Origin of the sequence: Massilia phyllosphaerae, from assembly GCF_034659755.1 — a bacterium.
GTDB classification, from domain to species: domain Bacteria; phylum Pseudomonadota; class Gammaproteobacteria; order Burkholderiales; family Burkholderiaceae_D; genus Telluria; species Telluria phyllosphaerae.
The window spans coordinates 73047-94437 of the sequence record NZ_JAXSQX010000006.1; the positions used below are offsets into that span (position 1 = coordinate 73047).

The 21391-nt window shown below is 67.5% G+C and carries 18 protein-coding genes; 12 read left to right on the forward strand and 6 right to left on the reverse strand.

Translation table 11 applies throughout. From position 1 onward, the window contains the following. Positions 1-41 precede the first annotated feature (41 nt). The 8 genes from U1H99_RS21560 to U1H99_RS21595 all read left to right on the forward strand — a co-directional run bounded on the left by U1H99_RS21560 (position 42) and on the right by U1H99_RS21595 (position 9377). Positions 42-1010: an ABC transporter substrate-binding protein gene (locus U1H99_RS21560; RefSeq protein ID WP_323143776.1), complete on the forward strand. Its 969-nt coding sequence runs from the start codon at positions 42-44 to the stop codon at positions 1008-1010. Between the two features lie 7 nt (positions 1011-1017). Next, positions 1018-2538, forward strand: a complete 1521-nt coding sequence (locus U1H99_RS21565) for a sugar ABC transporter ATP-binding protein (protein ID WP_323143777.1) — start codon at positions 1018-1020, stop codon at positions 2536-2538. Continuing rightward, positions 2535-3620 carry an ABC transporter permease gene (locus U1H99_RS21570; protein WP_323143778.1) on the forward strand — a complete coding sequence of 362 codons (1086 nt, stop codon included), beginning with the start codon at positions 2535-2537 and terminating at the stop codon, positions 3618-3620. Before U1H99_RS21565 ends, U1H99_RS21570 begins: the two co-directional genes overlap by 4 nt. Further along, positions 3617-4594: a galactofuranose ABC transporter, permease protein YjfF gene (gene yjfF, locus U1H99_RS21575; RefSeq protein WP_323143779.1), complete on the forward strand. Its 978-nt coding sequence runs from the start codon at positions 3617-3619 to the stop codon at positions 4592-4594. The genes U1H99_RS21570 and yjfF overlap by 4 nt, the downstream gene beginning before the upstream one ends. After that, positions 4594-5535, forward strand: a complete 942-nt coding sequence (locus tag U1H99_RS21580; RefSeq protein WP_323143780.1) for a LysR family transcriptional regulator — start codon at positions 4594-4596, stop codon at positions 5533-5535. Before yjfF ends, U1H99_RS21580 begins: the two co-directional genes overlap by 1 nt. A 186-nt stretch (positions 5536-5721) precedes the next feature. After that, positions 5722-7503, forward strand: a complete 1782-nt coding sequence (locus U1H99_RS21585; protein WP_323143781.1) for a methyl-accepting chemotaxis protein — start codon at positions 5722-5724, stop codon at positions 7501-7503. Between the two features lie 228 nt (positions 7504-7731). Next, positions 7732-8439 carry a fumarylacetoacetate hydrolase family protein gene (locus tag U1H99_RS21590; RefSeq protein WP_323143782.1) on the forward strand — a complete coding sequence of 236 codons (708 nt, stop codon included), beginning with the start codon at positions 7732-7734 and terminating at the stop codon, positions 8437-8439. Continuing rightward, entirely contained in the window at positions 8436-9377 is a 942-nt protein-coding gene (locus U1H99_RS21595; RefSeq protein ID WP_323143783.1) for a 2-hydroxyacid dehydrogenase, read from the forward strand. Before U1H99_RS21590 ends, U1H99_RS21595 begins: the two co-directional genes overlap by 4 nt. 127 nt (positions 9378-9504) lie before the next feature. Here the strand turns inward: U1H99_RS21595 and U1H99_RS21600 are convergent, their stop codons facing one another. The 4 genes from U1H99_RS21600 to U1H99_RS21615 are packed head-to-tail and all read right to left on the reverse strand — an operon-like array spanning position 9505 to position 14092. Then, the gene (locus U1H99_RS21600; RefSeq protein ID WP_323143784.1) at positions 9505-10659 is read right to left on the reverse strand and encodes an HlyD family secretion protein; all 1155 of its coding nucleotides are present in this window, start codon (positions 10657-10659) and stop codon (positions 9505-9507) included. 2 nt (positions 10660-10661) lie between these two features. Continuing rightward, positions 10662-12122: an efflux transporter outer membrane subunit gene (locus U1H99_RS21605; RefSeq protein WP_323143785.1), complete on the reverse strand. Its 1461-nt coding sequence runs from the start codon at positions 12120-12122 to the stop codon at positions 10662-10664. 18 nt (positions 12123-12140) lie between these two features. Next, positions 12141-13643 (reverse strand): MDR family MFS transporter, encoded by a 1503-nt coding sequence (locus tag U1H99_RS21610; protein WP_323144119.1) that lies wholly within the window; start codon positions 13641-13643, stop codon positions 12141-12143. A 47-nt stretch (positions 13644-13690) separates the two neighbouring features. Continuing rightward, the gene (locus U1H99_RS21615) at positions 13691-14092 is read right to left on the reverse strand and encodes a MarR family winged helix-turn-helix transcriptional regulator (RefSeq protein WP_323143786.1); all 402 of its coding nucleotides are present in this window, start codon (positions 14090-14092) and stop codon (positions 13691-13693) included. 202 nt (positions 14093-14294) lie between these two features. Between U1H99_RS21615 and U1H99_RS21620 the strand changes: the two genes are divergently transcribed. Continuing rightward, positions 14295-15119, forward strand: coding sequence for a hypothetical protein (locus tag U1H99_RS21620; RefSeq protein WP_323143787.1), 825 nt, complete (start codon positions 14295-14297; stop codon positions 15117-15119). 65 nt (positions 15120-15184) lie between these two features. On the opposite strand, the gene U1H99_RS21625 is transcribed toward U1H99_RS21620, so the two are convergent. Then, entirely contained in the window at positions 15185-16207 is a 1023-nt protein-coding gene (locus U1H99_RS21625) for an asparaginase (protein ID WP_323143788.1), read from the reverse strand. Between the two features lie 23 nt (positions 16208-16230). After that, positions 16231-17088 (reverse strand): pirin family protein, encoded by an 858-nt coding sequence (locus U1H99_RS21630; protein ID WP_323143789.1) that lies wholly within the window; start codon positions 17086-17088, stop codon positions 16231-16233. A 136-nt stretch (positions 17089-17224) separates the two neighbouring features. Between U1H99_RS21630 and U1H99_RS21635 the strand changes: the two genes are divergently transcribed. The 3 genes from U1H99_RS21635 (at position 17225) to U1H99_RS21645 (ending at position 21391) form a co-directional block, all read left to right on the forward strand. Beyond that, positions 17225-18781: a dipeptidase gene (locus U1H99_RS21635; protein ID WP_323143790.1), complete on the forward strand. Its 1557-nt coding sequence runs from the start codon at positions 17225-17227 to the stop codon at positions 18779-18781. A 493-nt stretch (positions 18782-19274) separates the two neighbouring features. Next, positions 19275-20294: a galactose-1-phosphate uridylyltransferase gene (gene galT / locus U1H99_RS21640; protein WP_323143791.1), complete on the forward strand. Its 1020-nt coding sequence runs from the start codon at positions 19275-19277 to the stop codon at positions 20292-20294. Beyond that, entirely contained in the window at positions 20291-21391 is a 1101-nt protein-coding gene (locus tag U1H99_RS21645) for a M24 family metallopeptidase (protein ID WP_323143792.1), read from the forward strand. The genes galT and U1H99_RS21645 overlap by 4 nt, the downstream gene beginning before the upstream one ends.

Sequence of the window (21391 nt, forward strand, 5' to 3'; positions counted from 1 at the left end):
TCTGGTCTAGTATTGTGGAACAAAAATACGGAGACCACGTGATGACTTTCACCCGCAGAACCCTGCTGGGCGCCGCCATGCTCGCCGCAGCATATGCCGGCAGCGCCCTCCCGGCCTTTGCCGCCAAACCCCTCACCATCGGTTTCTCCCAGGTCGGCGCCGAAAGCGAATGGCGCACCGCCAACACCGCCTCGATCAAGGCCGCCGCCAAGCAGTCCGGCATCAACCTGAAGTTCGCCGACGCCCAGCAGCAGCAACAGAACCAGGTCAAGGCGATCCGCTCCTTCATCGCCCAGCGCGTCGACGTGATCGCGTTCTCGCCGGTGGTCGAGACCGGCTGGGAGACCGTGCTGCGCGAAGCCAAGAATGCCAAGATCCCGGTGATCCTGACCGACCGCGCGGTCAAGGTCAGCGATCCGTCGCTGTACGTCAGCTTCATCGGTTCCAATTTCGTCGAAGAGGGGCGCCGCGCCGGGCGCTGGCTGCAGGATTACGCCAAGAAGTACCCGGGCAAGCAGCTGAACATCGTCGAGCTGCAGGGCACCACCGGCGCCGCGCCGGCCAACGACCGCAAGAAGGGGTTCGCCGAAGTCATCGCCGGCAATCCGAAGATGAAGATCATCCGCTCGCAGACCGCCGACTTCACGCGCGCCAAGGGCAAGGAGGTGATGGAAGCCTTCCTGAAGTCGGAGGGCAAGAACATCAACGTGCTGTACGCGCACAACGACGACATGGCGATCGGCGCGATCCAGGCGATCGAGGAAGCCGGCCTGAAGCCGGGCAAGGACATCGTCATCGTCTCGATCGACGGCGTGCGCGGCGCGTTCGAGGCCATGATGCAGGGCAAGCTGAACGCCACCGTCGAGTGCAACCCGCTGCTCGGGCCGACCCTGATGCAGACCGCGCAGGCGGTCGCCGCCGGCAAGCCGGTCGCGCAGCGCATCACGGTCACCGAGGGCGTGTTCCCGGCCGAAGTCGCGGCCAAGGAATTCCCGAACCGCAAATACTGAGCCGGCCATGACGGCCCTCAGTAGCGGCATGCAGCCGGTGCTCGACGTCACCGGCATCCACAAGCACTTCCCCGGCGTGCGGGCGCTGTGCGACGCTGGCCTGCGCCTGTTCCCCGGCGAAGTGCACACGCTGATGGGCCAGAACGGCGCCGGCAAGTCCACGCTGATCAAGGTGCTCACCGGCGTCTACCAGCCCGACAGCGGCAGCATCCTGCTGGACGGCCGTCCGATCCGGCCGCGCTCGACCCAGGATGCGCAGGCGCTCGGCATCAGCACGGTCTACCAGGAAGTGAACCTGTGCCCGAACCTGTCGGTCGCGGAAAACATCTTCATCGGCCGCTATCCGCGCCGCTTTGGTTTCGTGGACTGGCGCTCGATGCGGCGCCAGGCGGCCGAGTTGCTGAAGCGTTTGCAGATCGAAGTCGATGTCGGCAAGCCGCTGGCCAGCTATCCGCTGGCGATCCAGCAGATGGTGGCGATCGCGCGCGCCCTGCATACCGATGCCAAGGTCTTGATCCTCGACGAGCCGACCTCCAGCCTCGACGAAGCCGAGGTGCAGACCCTGTTCGGCGTGCTGCGCCGCCTGCGTGCGGAAGGCATGGCGATCCTGTTCGTCACCCACTTCCTGGACCAGACCTACGCGATCTCGGACCGCATCACGGTGATGCGCAACGGCGAGCGCGAAGGCGAATACCCGTGTGCCGAGCTGTCGCGCCTGGCGCTGGTGAACAAGATGATCGGCGCGCCGGCCGATGCTGAGCACGGCACTGCACAAGGTGAGGAAGCACGAGCGCGCGGCGAAGTGTTCCTGACCGCCCACGGCATCGCGCGCAAGGGCGTGCTGCAGCCGGTCGACCTGGAGCTGCACCGCGGCGAGCTGCTCGGCCTGGCCGGCCTGCTGGGGTCCGGCCGCACCGAGACCGCGCGCCTGCTGTTCGGCGCCGACCGCGCGGACGCCGGCAGCATCGACGTCGACGGCAAGCGCGTCAAGCTGACCAATCCGCGTGACGCGATCGCGCAGGGCATCGGCTACTGCTCGGAAGACCGCAAGCACGAGGGCGCGATCCTGCCGCTGTCGGTGCGGGAGAATGTGATCCTCGCCTTGCAGGCGCGCCAGGGTATCTGGCGCGCGATACCGATGAAGCGCCAGCAGCAGCTGGCATCCGACTACGTCAAATGGCTGGGCATCAAGACCGCCAGCATCGAGACCCCGATCGGCTCGCTCTCCGGCGGCAACCAGCAGAAGGTGCTACTGGCGCGCTGGCTGGCCACCGAGCCGGGGCTGATGATCCTGGACGAACCGACGCGCGGCATCGACGTGCGCGCCAAGCAGGAAATCATGGATTACGTGAGTAACTTGTGCCGCAAGGGCATGTCGATTCTTTTCATTTCGTCGGAACTGCCGGAAGTGCTGCGCGTGTCCGACCGCATGCTGGTCATGCGCGACCGCAAGGCGTGCGGCGAGTACCGCCGCGGTGAGCTGGACGAGACCTCGGTGCTGCAGGTGATCGCGGGAGAGGGGGCATGAATACACGCGTCGATCCCGCCCTCGGCAAGCCCGAAGCACCGGCCGCGTCGCTGCGCACGGTGCTGCTCCAGCACCCGCTGCTGCGGCCGGCCGCGGCCCTGATCGTGCTGCTGGCCCTGGACGCGCTGCTGGTGCCCGGCTTCTTCCGCCTCGAGATCAAGGACGGCCACTTGTACGGCGCCCTGGTCGACATCCTGAACCGCGCGGCGCCGCTGATGCTGGCGGCGCTCGGCATGACGCTGGTGATCGCCACGCGCGGCATCGACATCTCGGTCGGTGCGGTGGTGGCGCTGTCCGGCACCGTCGCCGCCACCCTCATCGGCGGCACCATGGTGGTCAACAACGGCGTGCCCGAATACGTGGCGAACACGCCGATGGGCATGGCGCTGGCGGCCGCCGTCGGCGTCGCCCTGCTGTGCGGGCTGTGGAACGGGGTACTGGTGGCCGGCATCCGCCTGCAGCCGATCGTGGCAACGCTGATCTTGATGGTGGCCGGGCGCGGCCTGGCCCAGCTGATCACCGACGGCCAGATCGTCACCGTGTATTACAAACCGTACTTCTTCCTCGGCAGCGGCTACCTGGCCGGGCTGCCATTCTCGCTGTTCGTGGTGGCGGCGCTGTTCGCGCTGACGCTGCTGCTGGTGAAGAAGACCGCGCTCGGCCTGTTCATCCAGACGGTCGGCATCAATCCGGTGGCGGCGCGCCTGGCGGGCCTGCGCACGGCGACGCTGATCATCTTCGTCTACGTGTTCTGCAGCGCCTGCGCCGGCCTGGCCGGGCTCCTGATCACGTCCAACATCAAGAGCGCGGACGCGAATAACGCCGGCCTGCTGCTGGAGTTGGATGCGATTTTGGCGGTCACGCTGGGCGGCACCTCCCTCGCCGGCGGCAAGTTCAGCCTGGCGGGCAGCATGATCGGCGCGCTGATCATCCAGACGCTCACGTACACGATCTATTCGCTGGGCGTGCCGCCCGAAGTGAACATGGTGGTCAAGGCGATCGTCGTGTTCATCGTCTGCATCTCGCAGTCGGGGGCGAAGTTGAGTGAACTTCGCCAGTTACTCAAGAAGAGGACCGCATGAGCGCACTCGCAAGCGGAGCCCGCGGACTCTCTTCCGCGCCCTGGTTCACCTCGCTGGTGACGGTGATCCTGCTGGTGGCCATGCTCGGCATCGGCGGCGCCGCCTATCCCGGCTTCCTGTCGCTGCAGGTCGGCTTCAACCTGCTGATCGATAACGCCTTCCTGCTGGTCGTCGCGGTCGGCATGGGCTTCGTGATCCTGTCCGGCGGGATCGACCTGTCGGTCGGCTCGGTGCTGGCCCTGTCGACCATGATCACGGCCTGGCTGCTGCAGACGGCGCACTGGCCGCCCGGCCTGGCTATCCTGGCGGTGCTGGTGCTGGGCGCGCTGTTCGGCGGCGCGATGGGCGCCATCATCCATTTTTTCAAGCTGCAGCCCTTCATCGTGACGCTGGCCGGCATGTTCCTGGCGCGCGGCTTGTGCTACCTGATCAGCACCGAGTCGATCACCATCGACCAGCCTTTCTTCGTGGCGGTGTCGCAGACCCAGGTGCCTTTCCTCGGCGGTTTCCTGTCGCCTGGCGCCGTGATCGCCCTGGTCGTGCTGCTGCTGGCGGTCTGGCTGGCGCATTTCACGGCCTTCGGCCGCGCCGTGTATGCGGTCGGCGGCAACGAGCAGTCGGCCGCGATGATGGGCCTGAACGTCGGCCGGACCAAGGTCGGCGTGTATGCGCTGAGCGGCCTGTGCGCGGCGCTGGGTGGCGTGCTGTTCGCGTTCTACATGCTGTCCGGCTACGGGCTGCACGGCCAGGGGCTGGAGCTGGATGCGATCGCGGCGGTGGTGATCGGCGGCACGCTGCTCACGGGCGGCTACGGCTACATCGCCGGCGCGCTGTCGGGCGTGCTGGTGCTGGGGGCGATCCAGACCCTGATCGCCTTCGACGGTACCCTCAGTTCGTGGTGGACCAAGATTGTCATTGGCGGGCTGCTGTTCGTGTTCTGCGTGGTGCAAAGGGTGATGGGCGGGCGCAGCTGATGGACGCATCGAATCCCAACTGGTTCCTGAAGGCGCGCCTCAAGACGCGCCAGCTGCTGCTGCTGATCGCCCTCGACGATTACCGCAACATCCACCGCGCCGCCGACGAGCTGCACATGACCCAGCCGGCGGCGTCCAAGCAGATCAAGGACCTCGAGGAGATGCTCGAGGTGAAGCTGTTCGAGCGCCTGCCGCGCGGGATGGAGCCGACCATCTACGGCGAGACCATGATCCGCCACGCGCGCATGGCCCTGACCAGCCTGGCGCTGGCGCACGACGACATCGTCACCCTTAAGGCCGGGCTGTCGGGGCAGGTCGAGGTGGGCGTGATCATGGCGCCGGCGATGGCGCTGCTACCGCGCGCGATCGCGCGTGTGAAGGAAGACGCGCCGCTGCTGCGCATCGGCGTGCAGCTCGAGACCAGCAACGTCCTGCTCGACAAGCTCCAGCACGGCACCCTCGACTTCATGATCGGCCGCATCTTCGACACCATCGACACCACGGGCCTGATCTACGAAGAGCTGACCGAGGAGCCGGCGTGCGCGGTGGTGCGGCCCGGCCACCCCCTGCTCGACAGCGCCCAGCTGCAATTGAAGGACATCGCGCCGCTGCCCTGGATCCTGCCGCCGCACGGCAGCATCCTGCGCTACCGCTTCGACATGATGTTCCGCCGCGCCGGCCTCGAGCCGCCGGCCAACGTGGTCGACACCACCGCCATGCTGGTGATCACGGCGCTGCTGCAGCAGACCGATTCGCTGCACGTGATGCCGCTCGAGGTGGCGCAGTATTACGCCTCGCTGAACGTGATGCGCATCCTGCCGATCGAGCTGCCGTGCAAGATGGATGCCTTCGGCATCATCCGCCAGCGCGACCATCTGTTGTCGCCGGGGGCCGACCTGCTGCTGCGCGCGGTGCGCTCGGCGGCCGCCGAAATTTATTGAACAGGTGTTATCGGTCCTTTATTTCTATGCACTAAATTGTTGCATTGCAATCGTAATATCTGCAAATTATTGCCATCTGTTAATTCTTAGCCATTGAATCCACACCATACTGAGCCGTAAATTGCTCGTGCGGTAAATACGGCAGGCAATAGCGCCGCCTCGGATTGGATTCAAGCGGAGATAAGAATGAACATTGGAAATCTAAAAATTGGAACGCGTCTGGCCATCGGTTTTGGCACGATCTGCGCTGCCCTGGTCTTCATGGTCGGGCAGGGTACGGTCATGCTGGGCCGGGTCAACGACGGTACCGACGAGATCGTCAACCAGCGCATGCCGCGCATCGACTTGCCGACGCGCATGCAGACTGAAATCAGCGATATCGCCCTCGCGGTACGCAACATGATGCTGAACGACGACCCGACCGACCGCGCCAAGCAGGTCGAGGAGATCAGTTCCTCGCGCAAGGAAATCGAAGCCATCCTGCAAAAGCTGGACAGTGTCTTGCACGATCCGAAGGCGCGCGAGGTGCTGGCCAAGCAGCAGGCAGCCGGTGCCCGCTACCTGAAAGGCCAGGAAGAGCTGGTGCGCCTGATCGACGCCGGCGACGTCGCCGGATCAAAGGCTTACCTGATCAAGGAACTGCGTCCGACGCTGGCCGCGCTCAAGCTGGCAGTCGCCGAGCAGATCGCGGTGCAGAAGGGGCTGGCGCAGAAGAAGGCGTTCGAGGCCCAGCATACCTATGAACAGACGCGTACACTGATGATCGTGCTCGGCCTCGTCATCCTGGCCGGTGCCGTCCTGCTGGCGCGCTGGATCACGGTATCGATCACGCGCCCGGTGCGCCATGCGCTCGACGTCGCCAACGCGGTCGCCGCCGGCGACCTGACGAGCAAGGTCGATGCCAAGGGCGATTGCGAAGTGGCCCAGCTGCTGAAGGCGCTGAAGACCATGAACGAGCAGCTGGTTGCGACCGTGGGCACGGTGCGCAGCAGCACCGATGCCATCGCCACCGCGTCGTCGGAAGTCGCCGCGGGCAACCTCGACCTGTCGGCGCGCACCGAGCAGCAGGCCGGCTCGCTGGAAGAAACCGCATCGTCGATGGAAGAGCTGACCTCGACCGTCAAGCAGAACGCCGACAACGCGCGCCAGGCCAACACGCTGGCCGACACCGCGAGCGGCGTGGCCGCACGCGGCGGCCAGGTGATCCAGGAAGTGGTGCAGACGATGGAACAGATCCATGCCGCTTCCGGCAAGATCGTCGACATCATTGCGGTCATCGACGGTATCGCCTTCCAGACCAACATCCTGGCGCTGAACGCGGCGGTGGAAGCCGCCCGTGCCGGTGAGCAGGGCCGCGGCTTCGCCGTTGTGGCGGGCGAGGTGCGCAGCCTGGCACAGCGCTCGGCCGCGGCGGCCAAGGAAATCAAGGGCCTGATCGGCGACTCGAGCGAGCGTGTCGAAGCCGGCAGCCGCCTGGTGAAGGACGCCGGCGCCACGATGGAAGAAATCGTGACCAGCGTGCGCCACGTGGCCGACATCCTCAACGAGATCAGCTCGGCCAGCCAGGAGCAGAGCGCCGGCATCCAGCAAGTCAACGAGGCGGTGACCCAGATGGACGGCGTGACCCAGCAGAACGCGGCGCTGGTCGAGGAAGCCGCGGCGGCCTCGCAATCGCTGCAGGAGCAGGCGGCCCGCCTGACCGAGGCGGTGGCGGTGTTCCGCCTGGATGCGCATGCGGGTGGCGTGGCCGTGCATCGGGCGCCGATTAGGGCCTCGGCACCGGCACCGGCTGCGCCGCGCCTGGCGGCTGCGAAGCCGGCGGCGGCCAAGCGTGCGCCTGCGCCCGCGGTTGCCGCGCCGGCGGCGGCCAAGCCGGCTGCAACATCGGCGGTGAAGCCGGCAACCAAGCCGGTAACTAAGCCGGCGGCCGCACGCGATGTGGTGGAAAGCGATTGGGAAGAGTTCTGATCGTCGCCGGCTGAAATCGGTATTGCCGGCACCGTAGCACCATCAATCAACGTCGCCCCCGCGCAGGCGGGGGCGACGTGCTTGGTGCGGGGGCGACGTGTTTGGTAGGGGGTGACGTGTTTGGTAGGGGGACGTGCTTCTCGATCCTCGCAAAGATGTCGATTGTGATACGCTTTCCGATGCGCCCGAGACACAGGCGCCCGGACCATCGTCTTTACAAGGATCAGCATGACCGCCTTCGTCATTACCCCGCCCGCCACCCCGGCCCTCGCCGTGGCCGGTTCCGACCAGACCTTCCCCGTACGCCGCGTGTTCTGCGTCGGCCGTAACTACGCCGCCCACGCGCGCGAAATGGGCAGCGACCCGAGCCGCGAACCGCCGTTCTTCTTCACCAAGCCGGCCGATGCCGTGGTGCCGGCCAGCGGCAGCGTTCCGTATCCGCCGTCGACGCAGGAACTGCACCACGAAGTCGAACTGGTAGTGGCCTTGAAGGGCGGCGGCACCGACATCGCGCCCGAACAGGCGCTCGACCTGGTGTGGGGCTATGGCGTCGGCCTCGACCTGACCCGGCGCGATCTGCAGGCGATCGCCAAGAAGGACGGCCGGCCGTGGGACATGGCCAAGGGCTTCGACGCCTCGGCCCCGTGCAGCCCGCTGCAGCCGGTGAGCGCCGTCGGCCATCCGGACAACGCCGCCATCTGGCTCGAGGTGAATGGCCAGCGAAAGCAGGAAGGCAACCTGAACGAGATGATCTGGCCGGTGGCCGACGTCATCGCCTACCTGTCGCGCTTCGTCGCGCTGGCGCCGGGTGACCTGATCTACACCGGCACCCCGTCCGGCGTCGACGCCCTGAACCCGGGCGACCGCGTGCGCGGCGGCGTCGACGGCGTGGCCACCTTCGAACTGGAAATCGGCCAGGCCGCCACGGGCCGATGAGCGCGCAGCCGCAGGTCGACCTGCTGCAGATCGGTGCGTTTCCGTCCGAGGTACAGGCGCAGATCGACGCCGAGTTCCGCTGCCTGTCCGTGGCCGACCTGGAACGCGACCCGGCGCTGGCGGCCGGCATCCGCGGCGTGGTCACGCGCAGCAACCTGGAAGTGCCGGCCGCGCTGGTCGAGCGTCTCCCTGGGCTGGAGATCATCGCCACCAACGGCGTCGGCTACGACCTGATCCCGCTCAGCCTCGCGGCCCGGCGCGGCATCGTGGTGACCAACACGCCCGACGTGCTGAACGCCGCCGTGGCCGAGCTGTGCGTGGGCACGCTGCTGTCGCTGCTGCGCCGCCTGCCGCAGGCCGACCGCTTCGTGCGCGAAGGGCGCTGGGCCGGTACAGCTTTTCCGCTGTCGACCAGCCTGGCCGGCAAGCACGTCGGCATTGTCGGCCTGGGCCGCATCGGCAAGGATATCGCGCGCCGCCTCGAACCCTTCGGCGTGGCGCTGGCCTACCACGGCCGCAGCGACCAGAACCTGGCCTGGCGCTACGAGCCGGACCTGGCCACGCTGGCGCGCGACGTCGACATCCTGATCGTGGTGGCGCCGGGCGGCGTCGAGACCACCCACATGGTCGACGCGCGCGTGCTGGCGGCGCTTGGGCCGCAGGGCTGGCTGGTGAACGTGGCGCGCGGCTCGGTAATCGACCAGCGCGCGCTGCTGGATGCGCTGGAGCAGGGCACCATCGCCGGCGCGGCACTGGACGTGTTCGACAACGAACCGGCCATCGACCCGCGCTTCTTCACGCTCGACAACGTGATGCTGACGCCGCACCTGGGCAGCGCCACGCGCGAGACGCGGGCGGCGATGGCGCAGCTGATGCTGGATAATTTGCGGACGTGGTTCAAGAGTGGGCGGGCGTTGACGCCGGTCGTCCTGAAATAAGCTGGATTAGAAACCGTCGCCCCTGCGAAGGCAGGGGTCCAAGTTCGTGGTGTAGCCGAAAACTTGGGCCCCTGCCTTCGCAGGGGCGACGTTTTATGGCTAACGATGTTTCACACCGCAGTGAATCTCAATTCGCCATATTCCTAGCCACAATCGCATCCGTTGCCTGCTGCGCCTGCTGCAAGGGCTGGTCCAGCACATTCGTCGCATAAGCCGGCGACGGCGCCGCCACGGTCCCCAGCACGCTGCCACCCTGCGCGCTGATGTCGACGTCGACGGTGGCCGACAATCCCACCCGCAGCGGATGCGCCGCCAGTTCCTTCGGATCCAGCGAGATGCGCACCGGCACCCGCTGCACCACCTTGATCCAATTGCCGCTGGCGTTCTGCGCCGGCAGCAGCGAGAAGGCGCTGCCGGTGCCGGCGCCCAGGCCGACCACCTTGCCGTGGTAAGTCACCTTGCTGCCGTAGATGTCGGCCTCGATTGTGGCCGGCTGGCCGACGCGGATGTCGCGCAGTTCCGATTCCTTGAAGTTGGCGTCGACCCACAGCTGGTCCAGCGGCACGATCGAGAGCAGCGGCGCGCCCGGGGCGATGCGGCTGCCGACCTGCACGCTGCGCTTGGCGACGTAGCCGCTTACCGGCGCCACGATGGCGTTGCGGCGCGCGGCCAGCCAGGCGCCCAGGTACTCGGCCTTGGCGGCCAGCACGGTCGGGTGCTCGGCGGGGGCCACGCCGGCCACCGACACGCGCGCGCCCGCGAGCTGGCGCTGCGCGACTTCCAGCGCGGCCTTGGCATCGTCGACAGCGCGGCGCGCGTGCGCCACGTCTTCGCCCGAGACCACGTTGTCCGCCGCCAGCGGCAGGCGCCGCGCCAGGTCTTCCTGCGCCGTCTTCAGGGCCACGCGGCGCTGTTCGATCATGGCCTGGTACTGCTCGACGTTGGTGTAGCGCTCGCGCTGCTGGCGCACGGCCTGGCCCAGCCTGGCCTCGGCCTGGGCCAGGTTGACGGCGGCGTCGGCCGGGTCCAGCTTGACGATCTCGGTGCCGGCTTTCACCATCTGCGTCTCATCGGCGCGAATCTCGACCACGCTGCCGTTCACCTGCGAGGAGACATTGACCAGGTTGCCGCCGACGTAGGCATTGTCGGTCTCGACGCGCTTGGAGGCGACCAGCGTGTAATAGGCGCCGTAGCCGATGCCGGCGGCGACGAAGGCGGCGGTGATCGCCAGCAGGACCAGCCTGCGCTTGCCGGGTTTCGGGGTGGGGGTGTCGGTGCTCATGTTTATTGTGCCTTCGGTGTGTTCTGGACGGATGCGGTCTGGATGGCGGGCGCGCGGTAGCCGCCGCCGAGCGCCTTGACCAGCGCGACCTGGGTCTGCAGGCGGGCGTCGAGCAGCTGCAGGTCGGTGTCGCGCTGGCGCAGCAGGGTCTGTCTTGCCTGCAGCACGGCGGCGCGGTCGGCCAGGCCGCGTTGCTGGCGCGCTTCGGCATTCGCGGCCAGGCGCGCGCTGGCTTCCAGCGCGGCGGCATGCGAGGCCGACTCGCGCTCCAGGCCCTGCAGCGTCGCGCCTTCCATCGCGACGTCGCGCACGGCGTTCAGCACCGCTTCGTTGTACTCGGCGACCAGGGTGTCGCGCTCGGCGCGCGCCACGCCCAGCTGGGCCTTCAGGCGGCCGCTGTCGAACAGCGGCAGGTCGAGGGTGGCGCCGACCAGCGGCGTGCGGCTCGGATAGCGCAGCAGCTTGCCGACCGAGACCGCGTCCAGGCCGATAGCACCCACCAGGTTGATGTCGGGGCGGAAGGCCAGTTCGCCGGCGGTCACGCGCCCCAGTTGCGCCTCGACGCGCCAGCGCGCGGCCTGCAGGTCGGGACGGCGCGCCAGCAGTTCCAGGCCCAGTGCGTGCGGCAGGGCGTTGGCGGCCGGCGCCGGCTGGAAGTGCGCCAGCGCCGCCAGGGCGTCGGCATCGCCGCCCAGCAGCGCGCGCAGCGCTTCGCGTTCGCGCGCGGCATCGGTGTCGTAGCGCACCGCCTGCTCCTGCAGGTTGGCCAGGTCGAGTTGCGCCGCCTGCAGCGCGTCCTGGCTCAGCAGGCCGTGGGCCATGCGCGCCTGGCGATCCGCGATCAGGCCGCGCTGCACGGCGATCAGCGCGTTCACGTTGTCCTGGCGCGCCCACAGCATCTGCAGGCGGAAGTAGCTCTGCGTCACCGAGGCCGCCAGCGTCTGCGCGGCCTGCGCGCCTTCGGCCAGGCGCGCATTGGCTTCGCCCAGCGCGGCGGCGACCAGGGCGCGGTGCTTGCCCCACCAGTCGAAGTCGTAGCTGGCGCGTGCCTGCACCGAAAAGTCGTTGTACCAGGCGCCGCCCAGCGGCGGCGGGAAGAAGCCGTTGGACGAGTAGCGCTGGCGGTTGGCGCCGGTGGCCAGGCCGACCTGGGCACCTTCATTGGCCTGTTCGGTGCCGACGACCGCGCGGGCGCCAGCCAGGCGCGCCTGCGCCGTGGCCAGGGTCGGGTTGTCGCGCAGGGCGCGGGCGACCAGTTCGTTCAGCTGCGGGTCGCCGTAGGCCTGCCACCATTGCTCGGCCGGCCAGGCGTCCTCCGGCAAGGTGATATCGCCGGCCAGGCGCATCCTGGCGGCATCGGGGCCGGCGCCGCGCGTGGTGTCGGGCGGCACGCTGAGGCAGCCGGCCAGCAGCGCCATCGTGGCGGCGGCGGTCGCGATCGGAAGAAGTGTAAGTTGTCGCACTTGGTTTGCTTTCTCGGGTTATTCCATGGCCGCATGGTCGACCTGCACCGGGCCGCTGCTCGCCTTCGGCGGCCGGATCAGCACCAGCATCGGGATCACGGCCAGCGTCAGCAGCATCATCAGCCAGTAGTCGTCGACGTAGGCGATCATCGAGGCCTGGCGCGTGACTTCGTTATTGATCATGGCGGCGCCGGCCTGGGTCGCCAGGCTGTAGATGCTGGCCGGGTCTTGCAGCGCCGCGTTGGTGCCGTTGATGTGGGCGGTCAGCGACTCGTGCGCGGTATTCGTGTTCTGCACCAGCAGCACCTGTACCAGCGCGATGCCGATCGAGGAACCGATGTTGCGCACCAGGCTGTACAGGGCCGTGCCTTCGGCGCGCATCTGCGGCGACAGCGTGGCGAAGGTGGCGGCCGACAGCGGCACGAACACCAGGCCCAGGCCGACGCCCTGGATCACGCCGGGCCAGACGATGTCGGATTCCGACAGCACCAGCGTGTAGCCGGTCATCTGCCACAGCGAGAAGGCGGTGATGGCGAAGCCGGCGCCCAGCAGCAGGCGGAAGTCGACCTTGCCGGTCAGGCGTCCGACCACCAGCATGGCCGCCATCGTGCCCAGGCCCGACGGCGCAGTGACCAGGCCGGCCATCATCGCCGGATAGCCCATCAGGCCCTGCAGCATGGTCGGCATCAGCGCGCGCGTTGCGAACAGCACCATGCCGACGATGAAGATCAGCAGCAGCCCGGTGACGTAGTTCGGGTTTTTCAATAGCCGGAAATCGACGAAGGTGGTGCCGGCCGGGCGCGTGAGCGTGTGGCCGATGAAGTAGGCGAAGGCCATCGTGGTCAGGATCAGCTCGACCCAGGTTTCGATGGAGGAGAACCAGTCGTTCTGCTCGCCGCGGTCGAGCAGCATCTGCAGCGCGCCGATGGCGATCGACAGGGTGACGAAGCCGAACATGTCGAAGCGCACGCGGCGCGCGCCCGCTTCGCCGTGGATGTAGCGCCAGATGCCCCAGAAGGCCATGGCGCCGATCGGCACGTTGATGAAGAAGACCCAGCGCCAGCTGTAGCTGTCGGTCAGCCAGCCGCCCAGCGACGGACCCAGGATCGGGCCGATCATCACGCCCATGCCCCAGACCGCCATTGCCGAGCCGTGCTTCTCTTTCGGGTTGATGTCGAGCAGGACCGACTGCGACAGCGGCACCAGTGCGGCGCCGAACACGCCCTGCAGCATGCGCGCGACCACGATCTCGGTCAGCGTCGCCGACAGGCCGCACAGCACCGAGGCGATGGTGAAGCCGGCCACCGAGACCAGGAACACCTTTTTGAGCCCGAAGCGGTCGACCAGCCAGCCGTTCAGCGGCGTGGCGATCGCGGCGGCCACGATGAAGGAGGTCAGCACCCAGGTGATCTGGTCGGTCGACGCCGACAGCGATCCCTGCATGTGGGGCAGGGCCACGTTGGCGATGGTGCCGTCGAGCGCCTGGATGATCGTCGCCAGCATGATCGACACCGTGATCATGGTGCGGTTGATTGGCAGCCGCTCGGAGGCGGCGCTGGGGCTGTCGCTCACAGCTCGCCTTCGATGCGCGTGCGCAGGGTTTCAAGCAGGACGGCGGCGTCGCGCAGCGCCTGCTGGTCCATGCCGCCGAGCAGCTTGGTGCGGAAGGCTTCCGCCTCCTTGCGCACCTCGTCGTAGACGGTGCGGCCGGCATCGGTCAGGTGCGCCAGCTTGACACGGCGGTCGTTGGGGCAGGGTGCGCGCGTGACGAAGCCGTCGCGCTCAAGGCGGTCCAGCATCGACACCATCGACGGCCCTTCGACGCCGACCAGGTCGGCCAGCGCCCGCTGCGACATCGGCTGCGCCGACTTGGCGATCATCGCGATCGTCATCCAGCCGGACTGGCCGATGCCGAGGTGCTTGAGGCGCTTGTCCAGCGCCAGGCGCCACAAACGTGCGCTGCCGTGCAAGGCTGCGGAGAACCGCTCCTCGGGAGATTCTGGTAGACCGCTCATCATTAGCCATGGAATAGATAGGAATCTATCGATTTTATTTTATGCAATAGAACTTGGCAAGCGCGCCGTGAAGGATCTTTCGGAGAGAATATGTAAATTGGGAAGCGTTACTGAAAGGACAGTTATGCCGCAAGCCGCTTTGCTTACCGTCCATGGAATGGGCGAAACTCCACGCGACTATGCCACCGGCATTTTCGGCACCCTGCACGGCCGCCTCGGCGCCCTGGCCGCCGGCGTCGATTTCCGCTCGGTGTATTACCAGGACATCCTGAAGCCGAACCAGGAAACCGTCTGGGCCAAGGTGAACAGCGCCACCAAGCTGCACTACGACGACCTGCGCCGCTTCCTGCTGTTCGGCTTCGGCGACGCCGCCGGGCTGGAAAACCGCAAGGAGATCGATGGCTCGGTCTACGAGCTGGCGCAGGCGGCGATCGCGCGCCAGCTGCTGGGCGTGTACCGCAACGCCCCCGGCAGCGCGGTCGTGTTCCTGGCGCAGTCGCTCGGCTGCCAGGTGCTGTCCAGCTATATGTACGACGCGCAGAAGGCGCTGGCGGGCCTGCCGGTACTGGCCGGGATCTGGAAGGACGTCGACGCCTGGTCGCTGCGCACGCTGGGCCACCGCCTGACGGCCGACGAGCGCCGCTTCCTGGCCGGCGCCAGCTGCACCGCCTTCGTCACCACCGGCTGCAATATCCCGATCTTCGTCGCCGCCCACCGCACCATGGACATCAAGCCGATCGCGCGGCCGACACCGGGTTTCGAGTGGATCAACATCTATGACCCGGACGACGCGCTCGGCTGGCCGCTGCAGCCGCTGTCGCCGGAATATGCGGCGCTGGTGGACGACCGCGCCATCAACGCGGGGCAGGGGATGGTGAACTGGATCCTGAAGAGCTGGAATCCGATGTCGCACACGGCGTACTGGGGCGATGCGCAGGTGATCGCGGTGGTGGAGCAGATGCTGGAGCAGGCGGTAGGGTAAATCGTTTATATGGTTATCGCCGTCCCCGCCTGCGCGGGGACGACGTGGTCATTGCAACATCCGGGTCAGGCCGGTTGCAGGGTGAACACCGGGCGAATGTCGCCGGCGACGGTGCCGCGGGCGTTCTTGATGGCGGGGCTGCGGTAGCGATCGAGCAGGCTGCGGCGTTCGGCGTCCAGCAGGCCGAGCTGGTCGAGCACGCTGTAGACGGCCGGATGCAGCGCCCGCACGTTGCCGTCCGCGACCTTGATCGCGATGCCGATGCCGGCCGAGCGGATGCCGATCGCCTGCACGGCATCGGCGCCGATCTTGGCGACCCAGTCGCCGCCGCCCGCATCCATCCAGTGCAGGTCGGTGCGCTCGCTGCCCGAGACCAGGTCGGGACGGGCGGTCATGGCGTCGAACAGGTCGCCCATGGCGGCGCCCAGGCGCGGGTCATTTGCGCCCTGTGCCAGGCGCGCGTACAGATGCGCCAGGCGCGCCAGCGGCATCGCGAAGTTGGGCGCCGAGCAGCCGTCAAGGCCGGTCGGCAGCTGCGCCTCATCCATCTGCACGCAGTCGGCCAGGGTGGCGCGCACGGCGCGCTGCAGCGGGTGCTCGGGCGCCACGTAGTTGTCCAGCGGCGCGCCGTGCAGGCGGCACCAGGCCAGGAAGCCGCTGTGCTTGCCCGAGCAGTTGTGGTGCACCGGCGTGAAGCGCGCGTCCGGCGGCACTGGCTGGCCGGTGAAATCGTAGAACAGCGGCACCGCGCAGCCGCATACGAGATGGCTTTCGTCGACGCCGATCTTGTCCAGGATGGCGCGCACCCCGGCCACGTGCTTGTCCTCGCCCGAGTGGCTGGCGCACAGCAGGGCCAGTTCGTCGCGCGCCAGGCCGAAGCGCGCCGGGCCGTCGTCCAGCACGAAGGGCAGGGCCTGGAAGGGTTTCAGCGCCGAGCGCGTGAACGTCATGAAGTCCGGGTCGCCGCTCGAATACAGCAGGCGGCCGCCGGCGTCCACCACGGCCACCGAGCCGTAGTGGATGTTCTCGACGGCGTAGCCGGTGTCCGGATAGCCGCGCGTGGTGGCGGCAAGGGGGGCTGGATGCATGGCTGTCTCCGTCCTTGTTGCGCTCACATGGGCGCGCCGAACTTGCCGGCCTGGTAGTCGCGGATCGCCTGGTTGATTTCCTCGCGCGTGTTCATCACGAACGGGCCGTGCGACACCACCGGTTCGCGGATCGGCTCGGCATGGCCCAGCAGCAGCACGCTGTCGTGTTCGGCCACGATCTCGAGCTCGTCGCCTTCGGGATCGAATTCGCACAGGTGGAAGGCGCTGACGGTGTCCGGCTGGACTTGGATCAAGCCGCGTACCACGTACAAGAACACGTTACGCTCCAGCAGGTTGTTCAGGGTCAGCCGCGAACCGGCCTTCATTTCCACGGTGCTCATGAAGACGCCGGTCAGCGATTCGATCGGACCCTTCACGCCCTGGTACTCGCCCGAGACCAGCTGCAGGCGCACCTTGCCGCCGTCGCTGTCGATCACCGGGAGCTGGTCGCGCTGCAGGCCGGTGTAGCGCGGCGCCGTCATCTTGAGGGCGGGCGGCAGGTTGACCCACAGCTGCAGGATTTCGAGCGGGCCGCCGGTCTCGAGGAATTCGCGCGGCGAGATTTCGGCATGCACGAGGCCGCTACCGGCCGTCATCCATTGCACGCCGCCGGGGCCGATGATGCTTTCGTGGCCGGCGCTGTCGCGGTGGGCCAGCAGGCCGTCGAGGATGAAGGTGACGGTCTCGAAGCCGCGGTGCGGGTGCGGGCCGAAGGGCAGGCCGCGGTTGTGGGCCGGGTAGACCTGCGGGCCGTGGTGGTTGAGGAAGAGGAAGGGATCGATCTGGTCGAGATGCGGTCCCGGCACCGGCCGCTGCGTGATCAGGTCGCCGATATCGTCGCGCATCGCGGGGTGTACCCGCCGGATGGTTTTATAGCTCATTCTTACGTGTTCCTTATCGTTGTGGCCATCGTCATACGATACCTGATTGCGCGACGGGATGCCGCCGTGCTTCCAGCCCACCATCCTTCCTGCTAGACTCCTTGCGCCTTAGAAATTTCGGAGACGCAGGCTTTACATGAAGACATTGAGACCTTTAGCCGGCCTGCTGCTGGCCGCCGCGCTGGGCAGCGCCACGCCGTCGATCGCCGCCCCAGCCGCGCCCGGCGAGGCTGCCCTGAACGCCGCCAAGCACGCCGCCACCGCCTACCGCACCGACGTGGTCGACCTGCTGGCCAAGCTGGTCAGCTACAACACGGTCGCCGACGACAAGATCCCCTGCGACAAGAATCCACGCCATGCCGCATTCAAGGCCTTCCTGAAAGGCGAAGCCGAGCGCTTCGGCCTCGATGCCGCCGACCACGGCTGCGTGGTCGTCATCGGTCTCGGCCAGGGCGAAGAGCGGATCGGCCTGGTGGCGCACGGCGACGTGCAGCCGGTCGATCCGTCCAAGTGGAAAAAGTCGCCGTTCGAGCTGGACCGTACGAGCGAACCCGGCAAGCTGCTGGCACGCGGCGCCGAAGACGACAAGGGGCCGATCGCCACTGCCCTGTATGCGATGAAGTCGCTGAAGGAGCTGCAGCTGCCGCTCTCCAAGCGCATCGAGCTCTATGTTTACATGGCCGAGGAATCGGACTGGGGCCCGCTCGAGCAATTCGTCAAGACGCACCCGCTGCCGCAGGTGAACATCACGCTCGACGCCGAATACCCGGCCGTGACCGCCGAGAAGGGCTACGGCACGCTGGCCGTGACCTTGCCGAAGCCGGCGCTGCCGGCCGAGCCGGGTAGCCCCGTCATCAGCCAGTTCGGCGGCGGTTTCTTCGGTAGCCAGATCCCGGAAGACGCGCAGGCCACGATTGCCCATGCGACCCCGGCGCTGGAAGCCCAGATCCGCCAGCGCGGCGCCAAGCAGACCGGGATGCGCTACGGCTTCGAGTGGAAAGGGCAGGACCTGGTGGTGACGGCCAAGGGCGTGTCGGCCCACTCGTCGAAGCCGGAAGACGGCATCAACGCGATCAGCATGCTGGCCGATGCGCTGGCGGTGCGCAACTGGCCCGACGCCGGGGCCGGCGCCGCCGTCAATTTCCTCAACGAGATGGTCGGCACCGGCTACCTCGGCGAGAAGTTCGGCAACATCGCCTACCGCGATGCCTTCATGGGACCGATGACCTTCGCCCCGACCGTGATCCGCCAGCACGCCGCCACGGGTGCGCAAGCCGGCACGGAAGCTATTGCGGACGGCATCGAAGTCGCCATCAATATCCGCCGCCCGCAGGGCAAGACCGCGGAACAGCTGACCAACGAGATCAACGCCGCGCTGGCCCAGTGGCAGGGCGCGCACGGGGCGCCGGCCAACGTGAGCATGGAGATCGGCGATCCGTGGGTGCAGAAGGATGCGCCGCAACTGCCGGTATTGATGAGCGTGTTTTCGTACTACACCGGTATCAAGGATCCGAAACCGGTGGGGGTCGGCGGCGGCACCAATTCGCGCCTGTTCCCGCGCGCCGTCAGCTTCGGTCCGTCGATGCCGCGCACCGTTTACACCGGGCACTCGGAGCACGAGTTCATCACGGTCAAGCAATTGCTGCTGAATCTGGAAATGTACACGGCCGTCATGGCCGAGCTGGCGAAATAGGCGTCCAGCCTTTCCGATGAGCCCGGCCATGTGCCGGGCTTTTTTTTGCACTGCAGCAGCACTGGGGCTCGGCAAGGGCATAGGGACACGCGCTCACGATCTGGAGCACAGGCTGGAACGTAGGAATATGTCTCGCCAAAACCAGCGAATTGTTCTCAGAATTCTGTAGGCATCTACCTACGAAAAGTCTGGTTTCATAGGGAAACCTGACTGTGATCACGTCCTTTCCCTAGGAGAGAAAGCAGGCGCAGCAAACTACCGTACACGATGGCGACGAGCCCCAGTTGACCACCGGAAAATCGACTGCTTCCTGCAAGAAAATGTGGCGAAAACTGCATGTTAGGATCGGTCCCTGATTTTGATTTCGCTACCGGAAGTCGTGCGGAAAAACCCGTATGACGCTCGACATGAATATGCTATGCATAGCCAAGAACTCGTAAAGCCTGACGGACGACAACTTACGCTGTACAGCAATCGGCCGATCCCGGACGGGATGGCCGCGCCGAGTCCATTTCCGGAGCCGCAACACGCCAATCCGCACCTGCGCTGGCATCCGCTACGCGGCGAATGGGTCGCCTATGCCGCCTTCCGCCAGAACCGCACTTACCAGCCGCCGCCACAATACAACCCGTTGGCGCCGACCGTCGACGCGCAGCACCCGACCGAGATCCCGGCCGGCGAATACGAGATCGCCGTGTTCGAGAATCGCTTCCCGTCGCTGGCGCTGGACGCGCACGATCCGCCGGCGCTGACCGTGCCGAGCGCACCCGCCAACGGCCAGTGCGAGGTGGTGGTGTTCACGCAGGACCCGAAGACCCCGCTGGGACGGCTCCCGCTGTCGCGCATCGAGCTGCTGCTGAAGGTGTGGGGCGACCGCACGCGCCGCCTGCAGGGCAAGAACCATCTCCAGTACGTGCTGGCGTTCGAGAACCGCGGCGCCGAGGTCGGCGTCACGCTGCATCATCCGCACGGCCAGCTGTATGCCTATCCCTTCGTGCCGCCGGTACCGGCGCGCATGCTGGCGCAGGAACGCGAGTACTATCTGCAGCACGGTGCCAGCCTGCTGTGCGACATGGCGCGCGACGAAGCCGCCGACGGCAAGCGCGTGCTGTACCAGGACGACTATGCGATCGCCTTCGTGCCGGCTTGCGCGCGCTATCCGTATGAAGTGTGGGTGATGCCGATTGCGCCTTGCAAGGATTTCGCCGCGCTCACGCCGCCGCAGTCCGAGAGCCTGGCGCGTGCGCTGAAGACCGTGCTGCTGAAGTTCGACAGCCTGTGGGACCGCCCGTTTCCCTACCTGATGTGCTGGTACCAGGCGCCGCTGGATGGCGCGGACCACCCCGAAACCCAGCTGCACGCCCAGTTCTACCCGCCTTACCGCACCCGCGACCGCCTGAAACACCTGGCCGGCACCGAGCTCGGCGCCGGCATGGTCGCGATGGACGTGCTGCCCGAAACCACGGCTTACGAATTGCAGCAGGTCGAGATCAACCTGGAGGATGGCGCATGACGACCGACTCGACACCCGATGTGCGCGCCGCCGAAGTGGCGGCCAAGCTGGCGCTGCTGCGCGAGACGCTGGCCCAGAGCGGCGCGGGCGCGATCCGCCTGCGTGGCCTCGACTGGGTATCCTGGGTTACCGCCGGCGGCGACACATCGGTGCTGCTGGCGCTCGACAGCGGCCCTGCCGAGGTGCTGGTCACGCGCGACGACGCCGTGATCCTGACCGACGAGATCGAGGGCGAGCGCCTGCGCCAGGAGCAGGTGCCGCCCGGCTTCACGTATCACATCGCGCCCTGGGCCGAGGTCGAGCTGCGCGAGACCTACGTGCTGGGCGCGGCCGCCGGCGCTGCGGTGCTGACCGATCGTCCCAACCACGTCGACCAGCCGCTGCCGGCCAGCCTGCGCCTGCGCCGCATGGTGCTGGGCGACGCCGAGCAGGCACGCTATCGCGCGCTCGGGCTGGACGCGGCGGCGGCGGTGGGCGAGGTGCTGCGCGCTGCCCGGCCCGAGTGGACCGAGTTCCAGCTGGCGGGCGCCGCGGCGCAGGCGCTGTGGGCACGCGGCATCCAGCCGGCCGCGGTGCTTGCGGCGGGCGAGCGGCGGCTGCCGCTGTTCTGCCATGCGGCGCCGACCCACGAGCGTCTCGGCGGACGCGCTTCGCTGCAGCTCTGCGCGCGCCGCCATGGCCTGTACGCCAACCTGACGCGCTCGGTCAGCTTCGGGCCGGCGCCGGCCGAGCAAACCGAGCTGCTGCAGGTGGAAGCCACCGGCCTGGACGCGGTCCGCCCCGGCAATTCGCTGGCGGCGGTCTACCACGCCCTCGACGCGGCCTACCGCCATGCCAACCGGCCGGAGGCGATGCGCCTGCACCACCAGGGCGGCATCACCGGCTACGCGGCGCGCGAGATCGTCGCCACCCCCAGCACCGCGACCGGGCTGGAATCCGGGATGGCCCTGGCCTTCAATCCGGGCTTTGCTGGCATCAAGATCGAAGACACTTTCCTGCTGGGCGCAGGCGGCCTGGAAAACCTGACGCTGGATCCGCACTGGCCCAGCGCCACGGTGCAGGGCCGCGTGCGTCCACTCTGGCTGGAGAATCCATGA

Bases quoted from the DNA above. Each gene is read 5' to 3' on its own strand.
- U1H99_RS21560 (WP_323143776.1), top strand. From the start codon at position 42: ATGACTTTCACCCGCAGAACCCTGCTGGGCGCCGCCATGCTCGCCGCA.
- U1H99_RS21565 (WP_323143777.1), top strand. From the start codon at position 1,018: ATGACGGCCCTCAGTAGCGGCATGCAGCCGGTGCTCGACGTCACCGGC.
- yjfF (WP_323143779.1), top strand. From the start codon at position 3,617: ATGAGCGCACTCGCAAGCGGAGCCCGCGGACTCTCTTCCGCGCCCTGG.
- U1H99_RS21630 (WP_323143789.1), bottom strand. From the start codon at position 17,088: ATGAGCTATAAAACCATCCGGCGGGTACACCCCGCGATGCGCGACGAT.
- U1H99_RS21595 (WP_323143783.1), top strand. From the start codon at position 8,436: ATGAGCGCGCAGCCGCAGGTCGACCTGCTGCAGATCGGTGCGTTTCCG.
- U1H99_RS21620 (WP_323143787.1), top strand. From the start codon at position 14,295: ATGGGCGAAACTCCACGCGACTATGCCACCGGCATTTTCGGCACCCTG.
- galT (WP_323143791.1), top strand. From the start codon at position 19,275: ATGGCCGCGCCGAGTCCATTTCCGGAGCCGCAACACGCCAATCCGCAC.
- U1H99_RS21635 (WP_323143790.1), top strand. From the start codon at position 17,225: ATGAAGACATTGAGACCTTTAGCCGGCCTGCTGCTGGCCGCCGCGCTG.
- U1H99_RS21590 (WP_323143782.1), top strand. From the start codon at position 7,732: ATGACCGCCTTCGTCATTACCCCGCCCGCCACCCCGGCCCTCGCCGTG.
- U1H99_RS21610 (WP_323144119.1), bottom strand. From the start codon at position 13,643: ATGATCACGGTGTCGATCATGCTGGCGACGATCATCCAGGCGCTCGAC.
- U1H99_RS21625 (WP_323143788.1), bottom strand. From the start codon at position 16,207: ATGCATCCAGCCCCCCTTGCCGCCACCACGCGCGGCTATCCGGACACC.
- U1H99_RS21585 (WP_323143781.1), top strand. From the start codon at position 5,722: ATGAACATTGGAAATCTAAAAATTGGAACGCGTCTGGCCATCGGTTTT.
- U1H99_RS21570 (WP_323143778.1), top strand. From the start codon at position 2,535: ATGAATACACGCGTCGATCCCGCCCTCGGCAAGCCCGAAGCACCGGCC.
- U1H99_RS21645 (WP_323143792.1), top strand. From the start codon at position 20,291: ATGACGACCGACTCGACACCCGATGTGCGCGCCGCCGAAGTGGCGGCC.
- U1H99_RS21600 (WP_323143784.1), bottom strand. From the start codon at position 10,659: ATGAGCACCGACACCCCCACCCCGAAACCCGGCAAGCGCAGGCTGGTC.
- U1H99_RS21580 (WP_323143780.1), top strand. From the start codon at position 4,594: ATGGACGCATCGAATCCCAACTGGTTCCTGAAGGCGCGCCTCAAGACG.